Below are 17453 nucleotides of genomic sequence, written 5' to 3' on the forward strand. Positions count from 1 at the left end.
GGCTTCACTGAGATAAACACCAGTCCTTAAGGATACGGCATGATCTACGCGCCGCGCAATAGATAAATTTACGGATTATCCGCAGACACCACGTGATGCTCCTCTAATACTGCACCGCACTCTTAGTAGCGCCTTTAAAATGACGCAGCACACGCACAGAAAAAAATAGCCTCGGTAGGGAAGTTCCGGCTCGCCCTACCGAGGCTATCTCATATACACACACCATCGGAATTCCGATGATCGGAAGCTAAAGACTAATCGTCCTTACCTTCACGCTTAATGTCGGCAGCGGCAACGCCAATGCCGAACAAGACAGGGGCCGAAGCGTCATCAGCCACCGGAGCCACATCCGCAACAGAAGCGGAAGCAACCACGGAACCCTCAGCACGCTCGGAAGCGTCCACGGTCACGACCTGAGCACCGGCACCGGCGCTCGAAGCCGCACGGCGAGTGCGACGCTTACGCGGGGTCGAACCGGGCACCTGAGCCGCAGGCGTCTGATCCTCAACCGGAGCCTCAACCGCTGCGGGAGCTGCGCCCACCACACCGGTCACAGCCGGAGCACCAATCACGCCGGTCACAACCGGGCGAGACTCAGACTTCTCAATCTTATCAGCCTTTGCGGGTGCCTGCTCGGATGCCACGCTCTGCTCAGCTGCCTTCTCGGCGCGCTTCTCATCAGCGGCGCGACGAGCACGGCGGCGGGACGCACGCGGGGTCTCACGAACATCCTCAATGCGCAGGTCCTCACGCTCAACACGCTTGGACTCCTGAGCCTTCTGCACACCCGAGTTTACCTCAGCGGAGGTTGCCTCAGCGCCCTTCTGCTCAGCGTTCTGGCGCTTCGCCGAACGATCCTCGCGGCCCGAACGGAACGACTCACCCTCGGTACGGGCAAGACGGCCAGCCTTCTGAGAAGCACGAGCCTTCGCCTCACCAGCACGAATCGCCTCAAAACGATCCGAAGAGCGGCTAAAGCGCGGGTCGAGCTCCGGGTCAACGTGGTGCTCATCCTCCAGCGCACCCGCGCCGGAATCCTCCACAGCGGCAATATCCGCATCAGTCAGCTCGCGGCGCTGGCGGTTACGAGAAGACTTCTTCTCGCCGCGCTTAGACGAACGACGCTCCTCCGCACGCTCCTGATCAGAACGCTCCTCAGCAGAGTCCTTCGAGGAACCCTCAGCGGACTCTTCCACGCGGTCGAACGCGCTCGCCAGCTGCTCCAGGGAGAAACCGCCCTGCTCACCGATCCAGTTGCCCTCGGTGACCTCAGCGACCTTGTCCTCACGCTGAGCAACCTCCGCGTGGGCCTGCTCGCTGGCAGCCTCGGCAATACCCTGAATTTCCTGCTCAAGCGACAGCTCAGCGGTCTCCGCGCGGCGCGAACGCTTGCGACGCTTACGCTTCTTGCGGGTCGAAGCAGTCTCCTCCGAAGCTTCCTCACTGTGAGCGGATGCGGCAGCCACCGCAGCCATAGCGTTACGGCGCTCAGCCTTCTTCGACTCCAGAGCATCCTGCTTCTGCTGGTCACGAGAATCCTCGCGGGCAGCGGCACGGCTACGCTTACGGTCATTACGCTCATGGCGGTGAATGTAATCCGACGCGCCACCGCTACGACCGCTCAGCGGCTGATCGTGAACCACCAGGCCACGACCGGCGCAGTGCTCACAGGGCTCCGAGAAGACCTCAAGCAGACCGGTACCCAGGCGCTTACGGGTCATCTGAACCAGACCCAGCGAAGTCACCTCAGCCACCTGATGCTTGGTACGGTCACGGCCCAGGCACTCAATCAGGCGACGCAGAACCAGGTCACGGTTCGACTCAAGCACCATGTCAATGAAGTCAATGACGATAATGCCGCCGATATCGCGCAGACGCAGCTGACGGACAATCTCCTCAGCAGCTTCCAGGTTGTTCTTGGTGACAGTCTCTTCAAGGTTGCCGCCGCTACCGGTGAACTTACCGGTGTTCACATCCACCACGGTCATGGCTTCGGTACGGTCAATCACCAGCGAACCACCCGAAGGCAGGTACACCTTACGGTCCAGTGCCTTCGCCAGCTGCTCGTTGATGCGGTAGTGGTCGAAGAGGTCGTCATCGCCGTCCCACTGCTGCAGACGGGAAACCAGGTCCGGCGCCACGTACGTCACGTATGCCTCGATGGAATCCCACGCGTTCTCGCCCTGAACGATCATCGCGGTGAAGTCCTCGTTGAAGACGTCACGCACGGTCTTAATCATCAGGTCGGGCTCCTGGTAGAGCATCTCCGGAGCCAGCACCTTGCGGGAGTTAGCCTTCTCCTGAATCTCTTCCCACTGCGCACGCAGACGGTTAATGTCGTGGGTCAGCTCCTCCTCAGAAGCACCCTCCGCCGCGGTACGAACAATCACGCCAGCGCCCTCGGGCAGCTTGTCCTTCAGAATCTTCTTCAAGCGAGCACGCTCGGTGTCGGGCAGTTTGCGGGAAATACCGGTCATCGAACCACCCGGCACGTACACCAGGAAGCGACCGGGCAGGGAAACCTGGCTGGTCAGGCGGGCACCCTTGTGACCAATCGGGTCCTTGGTGACCTGCACCAGCACCGAATCGCCGGGCTTCAGGGCGTTCTCAATCTTGCGGGGCGCACCGTCCAGACCGGTAACATCCCAGTTGACCTCGCCCGCGTACAGCACAGCGTTGCGGCCGCGGCCAATGTCAACGAACGCGGCTTCCATAGACGGCAGAACGTTCTGAACCTTACCCAGGTACACGTTGCCAATCAGGGAATCCTGCTGGGTCTTAGACACGAAGTGCTCAGCCAGCACGCCGTCCTCAAGCACACCAATCTGGATGCGGCCGTCCTTCTGACGAACCAGCATCTGACGGTCCACGGACTCGCGGCGAGCCAGGAACTCAGCCTCGGTCACGATATGGCGGCGGCGACCCAGGGAACGGGACTCGCGGCGGCGCACACGCTTCGCCTCCAGGCGGGTAGAACCGCGCACACCGGTCACAGTGTTGGACGCGTGAGAGTCAGCCAGGCGCGGCGCACGCACCTTGGTGACGGTCTCAACGTCGTCATCAACGCCGCCCTCAATCTCAATATCTTCGGTACCGCGGCGACGGCGACGGCGACGGTGGCTCGTCACCTCAGCCTCAGCGGCAGCCTCCTCACGGCGGCGCTCCATGCGCTCCTTACGCTTCTGCTCCTCGGCAGCGGCGCGGCGTGCCTCACGCTCCAGCTTGGCGGCAACAGCGAGCTCGCTCAGCTCTTCCGGCTCGGGAGCCATGAACAGCGGCATCGCACCCATGGGGGTACGCGAGCGCAGCTCCTGCAGCTTTTCGCGCTGCAGGTCGCTAATGGTCTTTACGGGCTCGGGAGCTTCTGCGGGCTCCTCGGCGGCAGGTTCCTCAATTGCAGGTGCTTCAGCTACGGGCTCTGCCTCTGCGGAGTCAGCCTCAGTGTTCTCAGCCTGCTTCTCGGCAGTCTCAGTCTCCTCTGCCTCGGATTCAACCTCGGCTTCCGCTGCGGCCTCGCCCTCAACGAATTCAGCTTCGGCAGTCTCTTCTGCGGCTTCTTCGGTCTTTTCTGCCTTGGTCACCTTCTCGACCTTGGCAATCTCTTCGACCTTGGCGGTCTTCTCCACGGTCTCAGTCTTAGCAACCTTCTCAACCTTGGCGATCTCTTCAACCTTCGCGGTCTTCTCCTCAACAGCAGGCTCAGCCGCCTTTTTCTCAGCAGCCTCAAACAGGCTATCCAGAGTAGAAGCAACCTCGGTCTCAGACGCAGCGGGAGCGGCAACCTTCGGTGCCGGCGCGTGCTTAGCCTTAGCGTTACGCAGGTTGGTCAGGCCAGCCGCAATCGCCTCATCCAGGGGAACCTCAGGAGCCTTCTCCTTCTTCGGGCGACCCGGACGGCGGCGCTCAATACCCTGCTGGGCGTCAGAGCTCTCACGAACATTCTTACGCAGAGTTTCACGGGTCTCTGCAGAGGCGTTCTTCTCCTCCGCGAGGGCGTTCAGCGCCTCAAAAACCCCAAGTTCGACGTTCTTCTCGTCAGACATTAATCTTCTTTCGTTACACCCTGCTCCGCACCGCAAGGATTTTAACAGCGCGCATACAGCGCAAAGCCTAGTTGCTGTCACCGCGGCTCAAGCCTCACCCTACGGTGCGCGTTCATCGGCGCTACCGGGCACTATCTCGTTCAGTGCTTCTGCCGTAGGGGGCGAGCGGGCGGAACGCAGAGCGCGCCGCGACGGTCACAGCCACCTCGCTCTCGAGCACGGCACGCTCACACCCTTCCTGGGTGCCCTGCCGGTCTTCGGGTTTCTTCGCCGAGGCGGGCGGCCCGCGCGGTGCGACAGTTATGCTCCGCGGCTTATAGCCGGCGCTCTTCGGGTACTCTCCCTCGATGCGTTGGTGGGGATCTTTATGCGCGTGCGGGGCGCACAAGACACCGTGTTCCATTATACCCGGTAGAGAGTACCTCTAAGCCACCCCACCCATCCTATCTGGGCTCCACCTCCCGGCAGGATGCGCGGGCACATTACTACGGGCACCTTGCAGCAGGCACATTGCTGCGAGCACGCTGCGGCGGGCGCATGGCGGGTACAGCAAAGCCGGGCATGCCACTACGCACCACCCGGCTTCAAAAACTTTCAGAGGAGGGGCTAGTCCAGACCCAGCTCCGCATCGCGCGCCTCACGAGCCTGCTGAGCAAGCTTCGGGTCGGTCGGCAGGTACTCCGGACCGGAACCGGTCGCAAACGGAACACCCAGAATGAAAACAAACGGAGAAACCACCAGCAGAATCACCCACAGCAACGAGAAGTGACCGGCGGTCAGCAACAGCAGGGCAGTCAGAAAAATAACGGCAGCAGCGCCCATTGCGGCAATTCCGGCAGTCTTCACGGTTCTCCTCGAAGGGGTATCAAGAATCTAGTGTCCAGCAGAACGGCAGGCAGTCAACGCTGCGGGTGAAACCCGCGGACGGCTCCGGCTGACGCCGCTCAAGAATATACCTGACCATTATACGCACCCGCGCCGCCTCCCCGCTGACCGCCGCCGGCAAGGTTGCCGGCGCCTCCCCCACTACCCGGAACATTCTTCCCGGCACAATCTGCCCGCAGACACAGCAACGCCCCGGCACCAACAGGTACCGGGGCGTTGCGTGTTCGGGGTATCAACCCTCAAACCAAGCTCAGAGATGAACGCTTAGCGCATCATATTCACAATGACCTCAAAGAAGCGGATCACAATAATGCCGAAAATCAGGATCAGCCACAGGCTAATCGCAAACCACGACCAGCCGCGAGTGCTCTCACGCATCGACTGCGACGCCGGAATAACACCCGCCGAAATATTGCGGACCGTAGTCTTCACAAAAAGCGTGATGGTCATAACCCACACGATCATGCAGAACAGGCACAGGGCATTAATCTGGAACGTCGTCTGGTACCACAGCCACATGATGAACGCGGTTGCCGCAGCCAGACCAATGTTCATGCACACCCAGAACCACTTCTTAAACTGTGCGCCCGCCATGATCGCGGCACCGATAGTCACCACAATCGAGAAGCCCACCAGACCAATGAACGGGTTCGGGAAGCCGAACGCTTCCGCCTGTGGAGTGCGCATCACCGTGCCGCAGCTGAGCAGGGCGTTGATATCGCAGACCGTGGAGTGGCCGGCATCAATGTAAATCTGCAGGCGCTCATACACCAGAATCGCTGAAGAAATGAGTGCGATCAGGCCGGCGCCAACCAGCCAGAATCCGAGCTGTCGGTCTGAGTAGCCGCCCGGGGTTCCCGCGTGCCCGTGCTGCGCTTCTTTTGCAGCGTGGGTGGGCTCGGTAGTACTCGATGCGGCGGTACTCATACGACTCCTTTAGATAGTGTTTTACGGTGGTACTGTCCCAGCAGCACCGTCTTAAGCTCTGTAGTGTTGAGGGGTGCATGCAACCGTCAACGCGGCAGACGCCGGGGACAGCTGAGGAGGTGCCGGTTAGGTCCCTCAAGGGTGCGCCTCACCTCGTGCAGTAGCGGGTACGTATCGGCGCGGCATAGCCAGCACCCCGGAAGCGGTACCCCATTTATCCTAGCCTCTCACACCGCCAAATGGCACGCCATCAGCCTATATGTTCCGTTTTATGACGTGCTATTTTACACAGGTGGGCGCGTTTTCTGTGCACTTTCGGGGCATTTTCAGGGGCTCATTCCGGGCACTTTCGGGGCGTCTTGTTTATGACGTGCTATTTTACACAGGTGGGCGCGTTTTCTGGGCACTTTCGGGGCTCGTTCCGGGCGCTTTCGAGGTGTCTTCGGGAAGTCTTTAACGCGCGAAAACCCCCGGGAGGCGCCCGCAATTCAGCGGCGGGCGGAACCTTCCGAGGGTTTCAACGGGATATTTTCTAGGGCTTTATCCGGGGCATCACTTAGGGCGGTATTACCTAGGGCAGCGGGTGGGTGTACGACTCATCAAAGAACAGCTGCTCCAGCTCCACCGCGCGGCTAAAGAACTCGCGGGCACGCTGCGCATCCGACGGGCCCACACGGTTCAGTTCGCGGCGCAGGAAATCAACCAGCTCACGAAACTCCGGGTAGTCGTGAAGGCTAATCCACTCGTGGTGCACAAAAGATTCAGGACGCTTGGCGGGAGCCTTCGACGCCCAATCCAGGTACAGGCCCTCGCAAACCACCAGCACCGACAGGATCGCCGCGTAGCTGCCGCTAGCCGCCGCGTCGAGGAAGAGACGCTTGAAGCCGGTGGTCGCCTCCGTATCGGGCATGGAATCACGCTGATGCTCAGTCACGCCGAGAGTTTCAAAACAACGCAGGAAGTAGGTGTTCTCATCGCCCGCAATCTCGCCGGCAAACTGCGCCAAGCGCAGGCGACCCGCGAGAGTATCAGCGTTAGCAATCGCGCCACCAATCAGGGCGAGGAAGGTATCGAGGAAACGGTAGTCCTGCACCAGGTACCCCGCCATGACCTGCGGGGCGATCGAGCCGTCAAAAAGCTCAGCAACAAAGCGGTGATTCGTGGCGGAAAGCCAGGTGTCGAGGTTCTCCTGGCGCAGCGTCTCCGTGAACGAATCGGTGCCAATCAAATCGGTGAAGGGTGCGGGCATGATGGGTGCCTTTCACTATGTGGCATACCGTCGCTGGTATGCGTATGTGTGCGGGTGTGTTGGTGCGGCCTCAGGCGTTGGGGCCGGCGCCTCAGCGAATATAGCACCGTGACGCCAAGGCGTGCCCGGTTTTGCGCCCCGGTGCCCGCAAATTTTCGTTCTTTTCGATTTTTTGGGTGGGTGAGGGCGGATGATGCCGGTCAAATTCGGGCGATTGGGGTTAGGTGAGAGCCCATGGGAACACGTGAGAAATCATGCGTTCGAGTGGGAGTATGAGGGCAAAGGCATAAAAAGCGGGGGCACGAAAAAACGGGGTGCCACTCCCCCAGCCAATAAATACTAGAAATACTAGCCGGAGGGCGGCACCCCGCCTCATGTCTGTAACCTCAACAGACCGCTTTAGTTGTCCGAGTCTTCGTCATCACCGAAGAAATCATCGGTGTACGAATCGCCCAGCGGCAGACCCAGCGAATCCTCCAGCGAAGAACCCGCCGCAGACTCGCCACCCAGCTCAGCCATGATGCCGTCCAGCAGCTCATCCGGCTCAGCAGAGGCAGCCGCAGCCGCCGCGGCAGCCAGGGTCGCCGCAGAGGCGGCACCCGCAGAACCGGCGTACAGGCCAGCCTCGGCGGGCAGCTCATCCGGCAGCTCCTCAGCCTCAGCACCGGGGATCTTCGCCTGCTCATGCGCAGCGAGCAGGGTACGCGCCTCACCGATAACCGTAATCGAACCGGTAATCAGCACACCCGCCGACTCCTGCTCGAAGAGGGCGTTCTCCATGGCGGTGGCAATGGCCTCGTCCAGGTGCTCGAACACCTCAATCGAGTCTTCATCAATGCCCGCGTCCAGGGCGAGCTCATGCAGGCGCTCCGGTGCAATCGCACGCGGCGAATCCGACGCCGCCAGATACAGGCGGAACGTACCGTCGGAAGCGTCAACGTACTCTTCGCGCATGGTCTCGAACATGCCCAGCGCATCCTTCTCACCCAAAATACCGACCACGGCGTGCAGGTGCGAAAGCTTGAACGCCTCGGTCAGCGCGGCCGCGGAGGCGCGCACACCGTGCGGGTTGTGGCCAGCGTCCAGGATGGTCAGCGGCTCGGTACGCACCACCTCCAGACGGCCCGGCGAGCGCACCGTCTCAAACGCGGCACGCACGACGTCCTCGGGTAGCTGACGCTGACCGCCGAAGAATGCCTCCACGGCGGCGAGAGCCACCACGGCGTTCTGTGCCTGATGCGCACCGTGCAGGGACAGCGGAACATCCGGGTACTCGCCCGCCAGGCCGCGCAGGGTCAGCAGCTGACCGCCGACCGCAAGCTCACGGGAGACAACGCCGAACTCCACGCCCTCAAAGGCGAAGGATACTTCCTTCTCGCGGGCGGAGGCGAGCAGCACGTCCGCCGCTTCCGAGTCCTGTGCGGCAGAAACCAGGAAGCCGCCGGGCTTGATAATGCCGGACTTTTCGGTTGCAATCTCGGCGAGGGTTTCGCCGAGCATGTCGGTGTGGTCCAGACCAATCGGGGTGACCACGGAAACCACACCGTCGGCAACGTTCGTGGAGTCCCAGGTGCCGCCGATACCGACCTCGAGCACCACCACGTCCACCGGCTCGTCCGCGAAAATTGCGAAGGCGAGCACGGTAACGGACTCGAAGAAGGTCAGGGCGGGCTCGCCGCGGGAGGTCATCTCCGCGTCCACAATCTGCAGGTAGGGGGCGATTTCCTCCCAAATGCGCACGAAGGTGGCATCCGGTACGGGTGCGCCGTTAATGCAGATACGCTCGGTGACGCTTTCGAGGTGCGGGCTGGTAAAGCGGCCCACACGCAGGTCGTGGCCGAGCAGCAGCGCCTCAATCATGCGGGCGGTGCTGGTCTTGCCGTTCGTGCCGGTGATGTGGATGACCGGCGCGGCACGGTGCACGTCGCCGAGGATTTCGACGGCGCGCGCCACAGCGTCCAGGCGCGGCGCCATCTTGTTTTCGGGTGCTCGCGCCAGCAGTTCACTGTAGACCCGCTCCACGCCCTCGGGGTCGGGAATTGCGGGGTAATTCTTCTCGCTCATTGTTCTCCTCACTGGGATAGCCGGTCGGTGCCGGCAGGGGCCCACCGTGCGGCGGGATAACCGTGCGGCGGGATAGACGACGGGCCGCCCCGCCCGTGAAGGGGGCGGGACGGCCGTACGGTTCAGGCGTTTTATGCCTTGGCTACGCTAATGCTCAGCTCGGCTGCTTCGCTCAGCTGCAGGGACACGGCGAGGGTTTCGCCGGTCACCAGTGCTTCGTTGGTGCGCAGAGCTGCCAGAGTTTCCTCCGGTGCCGCGATGCTCAGGTTGATGCGGTCCGCAACGTTCAGGTCGGCGTCCTTACGTGCCTGCTGAATAGCGCGGATGGTATCGCGGGCGATACCCTCGGCAACCAGCTCGTCGGTCAGCTCAATGTTGAGGACAAGGAAGCCACCGGGCAGAACCGCAGCCGCAGTGTGCTCAGCACCCTCAGCGTCAGCGGCAACCACGGTTGCCAGCTCGTATTCGCCCTCTTCCAGGGCCAGGCCGCCGTCCAGAGCTGCCACGCCGACCAGGACGGTACCGTCCTCGGTCACGGCCCAGTCACCGGACTTGGATGCCTTAATGGCAACCTGCACCTGCTTGCCCAGGCGCGGACCTGCCGCACGTGCGTTGACCTTCAGCTGCTGGGAGATGCCGTAGTCGGCGGGGTCGACGGTGTCGGCGCTGACCAGCTCCACCTGGCGCAGGTTCAGCTCGTCCTCGACGATGTTCGCGAAGTACTCCGCGCCCTTCTCGCCGAAAGCGGTACCCAGCGCAGCGAACTGCTCGGGTGCGATCGCCACGGTCATCTTCTGCAGCGGCTGGCGCACGCGGATCTTCTTCTCCTTGCGCAGTGCCGAACCGGCGGAGCAGACCTCACGCACGGTCTGCATGAGAGCCAGCAGGTCGGACTCATCAGCGAAAGCGGATGCCTCGGGCCAGTCAGCCAGGTGCACGGAGCGTTCACCGGTGAGGCCGCGGTAGATTTCCTCGCTGCTGAGCGGCAGCAGGGATGCGGCAACCTTCGACACGGTCACCAGTGCGGTGTAGAGGGTGTCGAATGCGTCGGTGTCTTCGTTGAAGAAGCGCTCGCGGGAGCGGCGCACGTACCAGTTGGTCAGTGCGTCGGCGTACTGGCGCAGGGATTCGCAGGCGTTCCAGATGTCGTAGGAGTCCATCGCTGCGGTGACCTGCTCGATGAGTTCGCGGGTCTTGCCGAGGATGAAACGGTCCATCACGTGCTGCGAGTCGTACTTGAGCTTTGCGCTGTAGCCTTCACCGTTGTTGGCGGCGTTAGCGTACAGGGCGAAGAAGTGGTAGACGTTCCACAGCGGCAGCATGACCTGGCGAACACCCTCGCGGATGCCCTGCTCGGTCACGATCAGGTTGCCGCCACGCAGGATCGGGGAGGACATCAGGAACCAGCGCATTGCGTCGGAGCCGTCGCGGTCGAGGACCTCGGAGACGTCCGGGTAGTTACGCAGGGACTTGGACATCTTCTGACCGTCCGAGCCGAGCACGATACCGTGGCTGATGACGTTCTTGAACGCGGGGCGGTCGAAGAGCGCGGTCGCCAGTACGTGCAGCACGTAGAACCAGCCGCGGGTCTGACCGATGTACTCGACGATGAAATCTGCCGGGTAGTGGTTCTCGAACCATTCCTGGTTCTCGAAGGGGTAGTGCACCTGCGCGTAGGGCATGGAGCCGGAGTCGAACCAGACGTCGAGCACGTCTTCCACGCGGCGCATGGTGGACTTGCCGGTCGGGTCGTCCGGGTTCGGGCGGGTCAGCTCGTCAATGTACGGGCGGTGCAGGTCGGGTTCGCCGTCCTTGTTCAGGGGCAGGCGGCCGAAGTCTGCCTTGAGCTCTTCGAGGGAGCCGTACACGTCCATGCGCGGGTAGTTCGGGTCGTCCGAAACCCACACGGGGATCGGGGAGCCCCAGAAGCGGTTACGGGAGATGGACCAGTCGCGTGCGTTCTCAACCCACTTGCCGAACTGGCCGTACTTCACGTTTTCCGGGATCCAGTTGATCTGCTTGTTCAGCTCGTACATGCGGTCCTTGAAGTCGGTGACCTTCACGTACCAGGAGGTGATTGCACGGTAGATGAGCGGGGTACGGCAGCGCCAGCAGTGCGGGTAGGAGTGCACGTAGGACTTCTCGCGGATCAGCACATCGTCTGCCTTGAGAGCGTTGATGATGGTGCGGTTCGCGTCGAATGCCTGCACGCCTGCAATCTCAGCCAGGGCGGTGGAGCCGGAGGCGGTAGGCTCGGCGAAGAGGTTCAGGAACTTTGCGCCTTCGTCGAGGGAGAGGATCACGGGGATGCCGTAGCCTTCACAGACCTTCTGGTCGTCTTCACCGTAGGCGGGTGCCTGGTGGACGATGCCGGTACCGTCACCGGTGGTGACGTAGTCGGCGACGAGAATCTGCCAGGAGGTTTCGGTGCCCCACTTTTCGGCGTCTACGAAGTAGTCCCAGAGCGGGGTGTAGCGCACGTGCTCGAGCTGGGAGCCGGTGTAGCGTGCGGTGACGGCTACGTCTGCATCCTTTTCGGGCTGGTCGCCTTCGTAGCCGAGGTCCTTGGCGTAGGAGCCGAGCAGATCGGAGGCGATCAGGAAGGAGCGGCCCTCGAACTTGCCCGCGCCGGGTACGACGGAGTATTCAATCTCGGGTCCGACGGCGAGCGCCTGGTTGGTGGGCAGGGTCCAGGGGGTGGTGGTCCATGCGAGTGCTTCGACGCCGTCGAGTTCTGCGGCGACCTTCTCGTCAGCACCGAGGGCGGTGTCTGCGGTGAGGCGGAATGCGACGGTGACGGTCTGGTCCTGGCGGTCCTTGTACACGTCGTCGTCCATGCGCAGCTCGTGGTTGGAGAGGGGGGTCTCGTCCTTCCAGCAGTAGGGCAGCACGCGGAAGCCCTGGTAGGTCAGGCCCTTGTCGTAGAGGCGCTTGAACGCCCAGATGACGGACTCCATGTACTCGACGTTCAGGGTCTTGTAGTCGTTTTCGAAGTCGACCCAGCGTGCCTGGCGGGTGACGTACTTTTCCCACTCGTTGGTGTACTTGAGCACGGATGCGCGGGCAGCGTCGTTGAAGTTGTCGATGCCCATTTCGAGGATTTCGCGCTTGTCGGTCATGCCGAGCTGCTTCATTGCCTCGAGTTCTGCGGGCAGGCCGTGGGTGTCCCAGCCGAAGCGGCGTTCTACCTTGTGGCCGCGCTGGGTCTGGTAGCGTGCGACGAGGTCCTTGGCGTAGCCGGTGAGCAGGTGGCCGTAGTGGGGCAGGCCGTTAGCGAAGGGAGGGCCGTCGTAGAAGACGAATTCGTTTTCGCCGTTTTCGCCTGCGGGGCGGTTCTCGACGGATGCGGAGAAGGTGTTGTCCTTCTTCCAGTAGTCGAGGACTGCCTCTTCGAGTGCGGGGAACTTGGGCGATGCGGTGACGCCGCTTCCTGCGGCTTCGAAAGCGCTCGCCTTGGGGTAAACATGGGACATGTGTTTGTGCGCCCTTATCTGTTGTTCTCAACGCTGAGAGGTTGGGGCGACAGGGTACGTAGCACTCGTCGTCCGCACCGTTTCAGCGGGTGAGGATTGACATGACGGGTGCAAGGACGCCTGGGCATCACTGACCTGCCCGGGCTGTTCCGGGGGGCGGGATGCGGCGCGGTACCACCTTGCTTACTGATTTAACAGCTCAACGCACCGAACCCTCCCGGGGCTAGCGGGGTGTCGCGTGTCCGCGATACCTAGCCACCGGAAGAGCGGCGCGTTGGGCGGGTATCAGTCGCTTATTACAGCTATATCGGGCTTAACCGTCCGGTTCTACTGGGACTACATCTCTTCCGCTAAGACACCCTCGCCGCAGCGATTGGCGGGTGCCCGCAGGTGCGGTCCGTTCTTCCGAATTGCTCGCCGGTGATGGCCGGGTCGTTGCAAACACTAATAGTTTATGTGGCTTTTGTGCCTGTATGCAACCCCGCGGGGTGTGGGTTTGAACAGTACTATTCAGATGCGCCGATGCCGGGGACACAAAACAGAATGGTTCTTCGTTCGGCGATATTTAGAGCGAGTAGGGGGCTTAAGGGGTCTTGCCTCACCCCACGCTCGGGCGTGTTTAAGGATGTATGTTTTTACATTCCCCCAGTGTTGCTTTAAGTGGGTTTCGATTTTTTCGTGGGAGCCCATGGGATTGCAGTCAGTGCAACCACAAGATATGGGGTGAACACCGATGTAATTCCACTAGATATTCACCTCTGTACGTTTTCATCTCTTCAACACCCCGTGTGGGAACCGGTTTTTCTGAATGATTCAGCAATGCATAGCGGGTGAATAGAGTGCATATTTGGGAATTGTTGAGCGGGTTTCCCCTTATTGAATCGGGTATTTCTTCTGAACTACTGAAGGCCTCCTCGCATTCAGAAGGTTGAGCCAGTCCCTCTCCTCTCCCTCATCTTTTGCAAACACTGGGACGAGGCTCTTTCGTTTTTCAGGTCATAAATATGATTGAAATCACTTAATTTAACGTGCACACCACCTCTCGCCGAAGCACCCACCCCCATCAAATAGCCCCCATCAACAGAGCATGGTCGCAATACTTTACGGTGATTGATATCTTGAGTGATCCATAGACTCACAGAGATTACTAAGGTGTATTTTCGTGTATTTTGAATTCAAAATAGTCTAAAATGAATCGTGCAACACATCAATGACGATTCGATAGCATCTGCCCTCTCACCGGGGTGTGAACATAGCAGTCTCAACGATGAGTTCACCGCGTATCCGTTCGCTCTACCAGCAGCATGTACGCGCCCGAGGTCACTTCCGGATGTGGACTGAAACCGCGGCATTTGCCTGAAGTTTTACCCCCTTTCACGGCCTCACCCAACACGCCATACAACCACGCGCCCGCCGCCGGGTGCCCCGAGCCCACCTCGGGAATAATCAAGGAGTTCACCGATGCTCTCACCCTCTTCGAGCACCCGTTCCGCTGCTTCCCGCCTTATGAGCCGCCGCGCCCTACTGCTCGGTGGCGCGGCAACCCTCATGGCCGGTTGCGCCTCCGATATTCGCCCGCTGAGCGAAGAAGCAAAAGCTAAGGTAGGCTCCCCCACCCCTTCCGCGAGCGCGACCGCTTCTGTGTCTAGTTCACCGTCTGCTTCACAGTCTGCTTCGGCGACCGCATCAGCAAACGCTAAGAGCAGCTCATCCAGCGCGGCACGCGTACCCGTATCTGAGGATGCACTCGTTGAGGGTTGGGAAAAGTACCCCGGTCCCCTGAAGCTGACCGGCGAATACATGGGCGAGTACCAGCCCGCAACGGATTCTTCCCCTGCGAAGAACGTACCTAAGCCCCTCAAGACCGTTCCGCACCGTGAAGAACCGACCTTCCAGGGCGCCTACGAGACGTTGCGTGCCTACTACAGTGCTCAGATCACCGCGCTCAAGGATGGCCACTATGCAGATCAGGCGATTGAGCTGACCTACCCGGCAGACAAGAGCGCCATCGACGAGGTTAAAGCAGTCAAGGAACTGTATGAGCAGAACGGCTGGTACATGGACTTCACGTGCAGCATTTCCATGCGGAATACGGAGCCTCGAACTGCCCTGAAGAACGGTGACGGCTACGTAGAAATCATGATGGACGCCAAGTATTCTGCCACCGCCATCCATCAGCCGGACGGCACCGAACGCAAGATACCGGCGATTACTCAGGTAGCCATTCCGCACGTGATGCTCTACACCGAGGGTAAGTGGTGGCGAATCGGCAACGATTATCTGAACGAGCGTCTGAATGGCGGCAAGGGCTCTTCCGACTCTTCTAGTTCCGCTGGTTCCAGTTCCGCAGATTCTAGCGGTTCTTCGTCCTCGGGTCGCGGCTCCACTAAGGTCTAAATCCGCAGGGGTCTAATACCCTAGTCGAGAGCAGCCCGTCTCATCAATTCCATATGCACTAGCCCAAAGTCGAGGAGGCGCACTCCCCTGCACCTCACCGACTTTGGGTTATTGCGTCTTAAAGACAATGTTCAGGGTTTTTTGACGAAGTTTTAAAACCAGTCTTCTATAGTAAGAAGTGGATACTTCATACCGCCGCAGTTCACGCTCCGGCACACTCGTATCCCGGTACCCCCCCCCCTGTACCGCACACCATACAAAAACGATGAGGCGGATCCTTTCGTACGCATCACAGCGTTGTGAAGCGAGCTACCTCGATCAACCACTTTCAGGAGATACCATGTCCTTCCGGCCGAGTGCACACACCAGCTTCTCTGCTAACGACCGAAACGGATTGACCCGCCGCACCGTTCTTTTTGGCGGTCTGACCGCCGGTGCTTTGGCTCTAGCAGGATGCGCCTTTAACAAGGATATTCGCCCCACCGGTAGCGGCGACACTTTCTCCGGCTCCCCGAGCGCCTCCGCCTCCCCCTCTGCGTCGGCTTCGCCTTCTGAGTCTGTCTCGGCTTCAGCATCCGCTTCGTCTTCGTCCTCGTCAAGCCGTAACAGCGCGAAGATTATTCCGTCCGACGAGTTCTTGAAGGACTATAAGAAGTACATTGGCGACGTCAAGTACGAGTACAAGCCCGCCATTGCGCACTATGTTGAGCCGACCGACACCTCCCCCGCGAAGAACGTCCCGATCCCGGTCATTGATACGGTGGCTCAGCGTACCGTCTCCCTCGAGGGCGCCTACAAGACTCTGGCTGCTTACCAGAGCGCGTACATTGCCGCGATGTACAACGGCGACCTGCAGTACCTCAAGGGTCTGGTCCACGGCGCTGACAGCGGTCTGGTCAACAACCTGAAGGCTATTGCTAAGCTCTACGCTGCGGGCGGTTGGACTAAGGACTATGAGAGCAAGCTGAGCATCCGTGACGATCTCGATGCGAAGGCTCTTGCCTCTTCCGATTTGGCTGTTGTGGCGTTCCCCTGCCGGGACGTCGTCAAGGAATACACCATCTACCAGAAGGGCACGGGTGAGCCTCAGAAGGCAAGCACCCTGGATGTCGTGATTTACGTGGTGTACGCCGAGGGCAAGTGGCGCGTGACCAGCCGCGAGTACTTTGTGTCGGAGTACAGCGACCGATTCCGCAAGGTCTTTGAGGGCCCCTCCTCATCGGCTTCGGCAAGCAAGTCCAGCGGTGGCGGCTCCGGCAGCTCCGGTGGCTCTAGCTCCGGTAGCAGTAGCGACTTCAAGGTCTAGGCTCTGAGATTCTAAGCTCCAAGATTAGGATTTGAGCGCAGCACCCCTGACGAAAGCGGGGCGGGTATCAACTGATACCCGCCCCGCTTTCATATGTTTTTGTGCCGCGGCGTTCCGGCACAGCAACAGCCCCGCCCCTTGGCAACTAGGAAAACCAAGGATGCGGGGCCGTGCAATACTATCTGGCGCACCGCCTCTAGGAGGTGGAACGCTCACGCAGACGCTCGTGAACCTCGCTCACAAAGCGGTTCTGATTATCGCGAGCATAATGCACGACCTCACCGATGACGGTAATAGCCGGCGCCTTAACCGATGCGCAATCTACCTGAGCGTTCTCAAGGGTCGTGACAGTCACGCGCTCCTTCTCAGAGAAACCGTTCTCAATGGTTGCCAGCGGCGTGTCAGCCTCAATCCCACGAGAGAGCAGAGACGCCACCGTATCGGGCAGGGTACGAACGCCCATCAGCAGCACCACGGTGCCCTGGGCACGCAGGGTCGCCTCAACCGCCGACACTTCGGTCTCCGACAGGCCGGAGTGACCAGAAATGACGGTGAAAATCGAGGACACCTTACGCAGGGTCACCGGAATCGCCGCACGCGCAGGAACCGCAATGGCGCTGGTAATGCCGGGGATAACCTCAGCCTCCAGGCCTGCGGCGATGCACGCATCCAGCTCTTCAGCGCCGCGACCGTACACGTACGGGTCGCCACCCTTCAAACGCACCACGGTCTTACCCGAAAGCGCGTAATCAATCATGAGCTGCTGAATGCGGGACTGCGGAACAGCGTGCTTGCCGGGAACCTTGCCCACATCAACAATGAGGGCGTTCGGCGCGTACTCACCATACTCCTGCGGGGCGAGGTGATCCAGAAGGACCACGTCCGCCTCACTCAGGGCACGTGCCGCACGCAGGGTCAGCAGGTCAGCGGCACCGGGGCCGCCACCCACAATGTAGACCTTGCCGGGGTTCTCAGCAGGCTCGCCGGGCAGAAGAATGCCGCGTTCCGTCACGCTATCGTCCAGGGTGTGCCCGGGCGCCCCGCCCGCGAGGATTTCGTCAATAGTGGCGAACTCGCGGGGCGGGAACGGAGGAATCTTCGGGCACATA

9 protein-coding genes are annotated in these 17453 nt (G+C 60.8%); 2 read left to right on the forward strand and 7 right to left on the reverse strand.

Annotation, left to right across the window (positions count from 1 at the left end; all coding sequences use genetic code 11):
* Positions 1-254: 254 nt before the first annotated feature.
* The 6 genes from HMPREF2971_RS07445 to ileS form a co-directional block, all read right to left on the reverse strand.
* Positions 255-4043 carry an Rne/Rng family ribonuclease gene (locus HMPREF2971_RS07445; RefSeq protein WP_083314095.1) on the reverse strand — a complete coding sequence of 1263 codons (3789 nt, stop codon included), beginning with the start codon at positions 4041-4043 and terminating at the stop codon, positions 255-257.
* A gap of 606 nt (positions 4044-4649) precedes the next feature.
* Positions 4650-4889, reverse strand: a complete 240-nt coding sequence (locus HMPREF2971_RS07455) for a hypothetical protein (protein ID WP_005505761.1) — start codon at positions 4887-4889, stop codon at positions 4650-4652.
* Between the two features lie 303 nt (positions 4890-5192).
* Positions 5193-5855, reverse strand: a complete 663-nt coding sequence (locus HMPREF2971_RS07460) for a vitamin K epoxide reductase family protein (protein WP_070692211.1) — start codon at positions 5853-5855, stop codon at positions 5193-5195.
* A gap of 571 nt (positions 5856-6426) precedes the next feature.
* The gene (locus HMPREF2971_RS07465) at positions 6427-7104 is read right to left on the reverse strand and encodes a TenA family protein (protein ID WP_070692214.1); all 678 of its coding nucleotides are present in this window, start codon (positions 7102-7104) and stop codon (positions 6427-6429) included.
* Positions 7105-7503: 399 nt separating this feature from the next.
* On the reverse strand, positions 7504-9168 hold the full coding sequence (locus tag HMPREF2971_RS07470; protein ID WP_070692217.1) for a bifunctional folylpolyglutamate synthase/dihydrofolate synthase: 1665 nt from the start codon (positions 9166-9168) through the stop codon (positions 7504-7506).
* A gap of 131 nt (positions 9169-9299) precedes the next feature.
* Positions 9300-12641, reverse strand: a complete 3342-nt coding sequence (gene ileS, locus HMPREF2971_RS07475; RefSeq protein ID WP_070692222.1) for an isoleucine--tRNA ligase — start codon at positions 12639-12641, stop codon at positions 9300-9302.
* Positions 12642-14102: 1461 nt separating this feature from the next.
* Between ileS and HMPREF2971_RS07480 the strand changes: the two genes are divergently transcribed.
* A complete protein-coding gene (locus HMPREF2971_RS07480) occupies positions 14103-15038 on the forward strand; it encodes a DUF6318 family protein (RefSeq protein WP_070692225.1) in 936 nt (311 codons plus the stop codon).
* A gap of 340 nt (positions 15039-15378) precedes the next feature.
* Complete coding sequence (locus HMPREF2971_RS07485) at positions 15379-16344, forward strand: DUF6318 family protein (RefSeq protein WP_049356777.1); 966 nt, start codon at positions 15379-15381, stop codon at positions 16342-16344.
* Between the two features lie 196 nt (positions 16345-16540).
* On the opposite strand, the gene cobA is transcribed toward HMPREF2971_RS07485, so the two are convergent.
* Complete coding sequence (gene cobA / locus HMPREF2971_RS07490; RefSeq protein ID WP_049356776.1) at positions 16541-17452, reverse strand: uroporphyrinogen-III C-methyltransferase; 912 nt, start codon at positions 17450-17452, stop codon at positions 16541-16543.
* Between the last annotated feature and the right edge of the window lies 1 nt (position 17453).

This window comes from Rothia sp. HMSC066G07, from assembly GCF_001814485.1.
In the GTDB taxonomy this organism is placed as follows: domain Bacteria; phylum Actinomycetota; class Actinomycetes; order Actinomycetales; family Micrococcaceae; genus Rothia.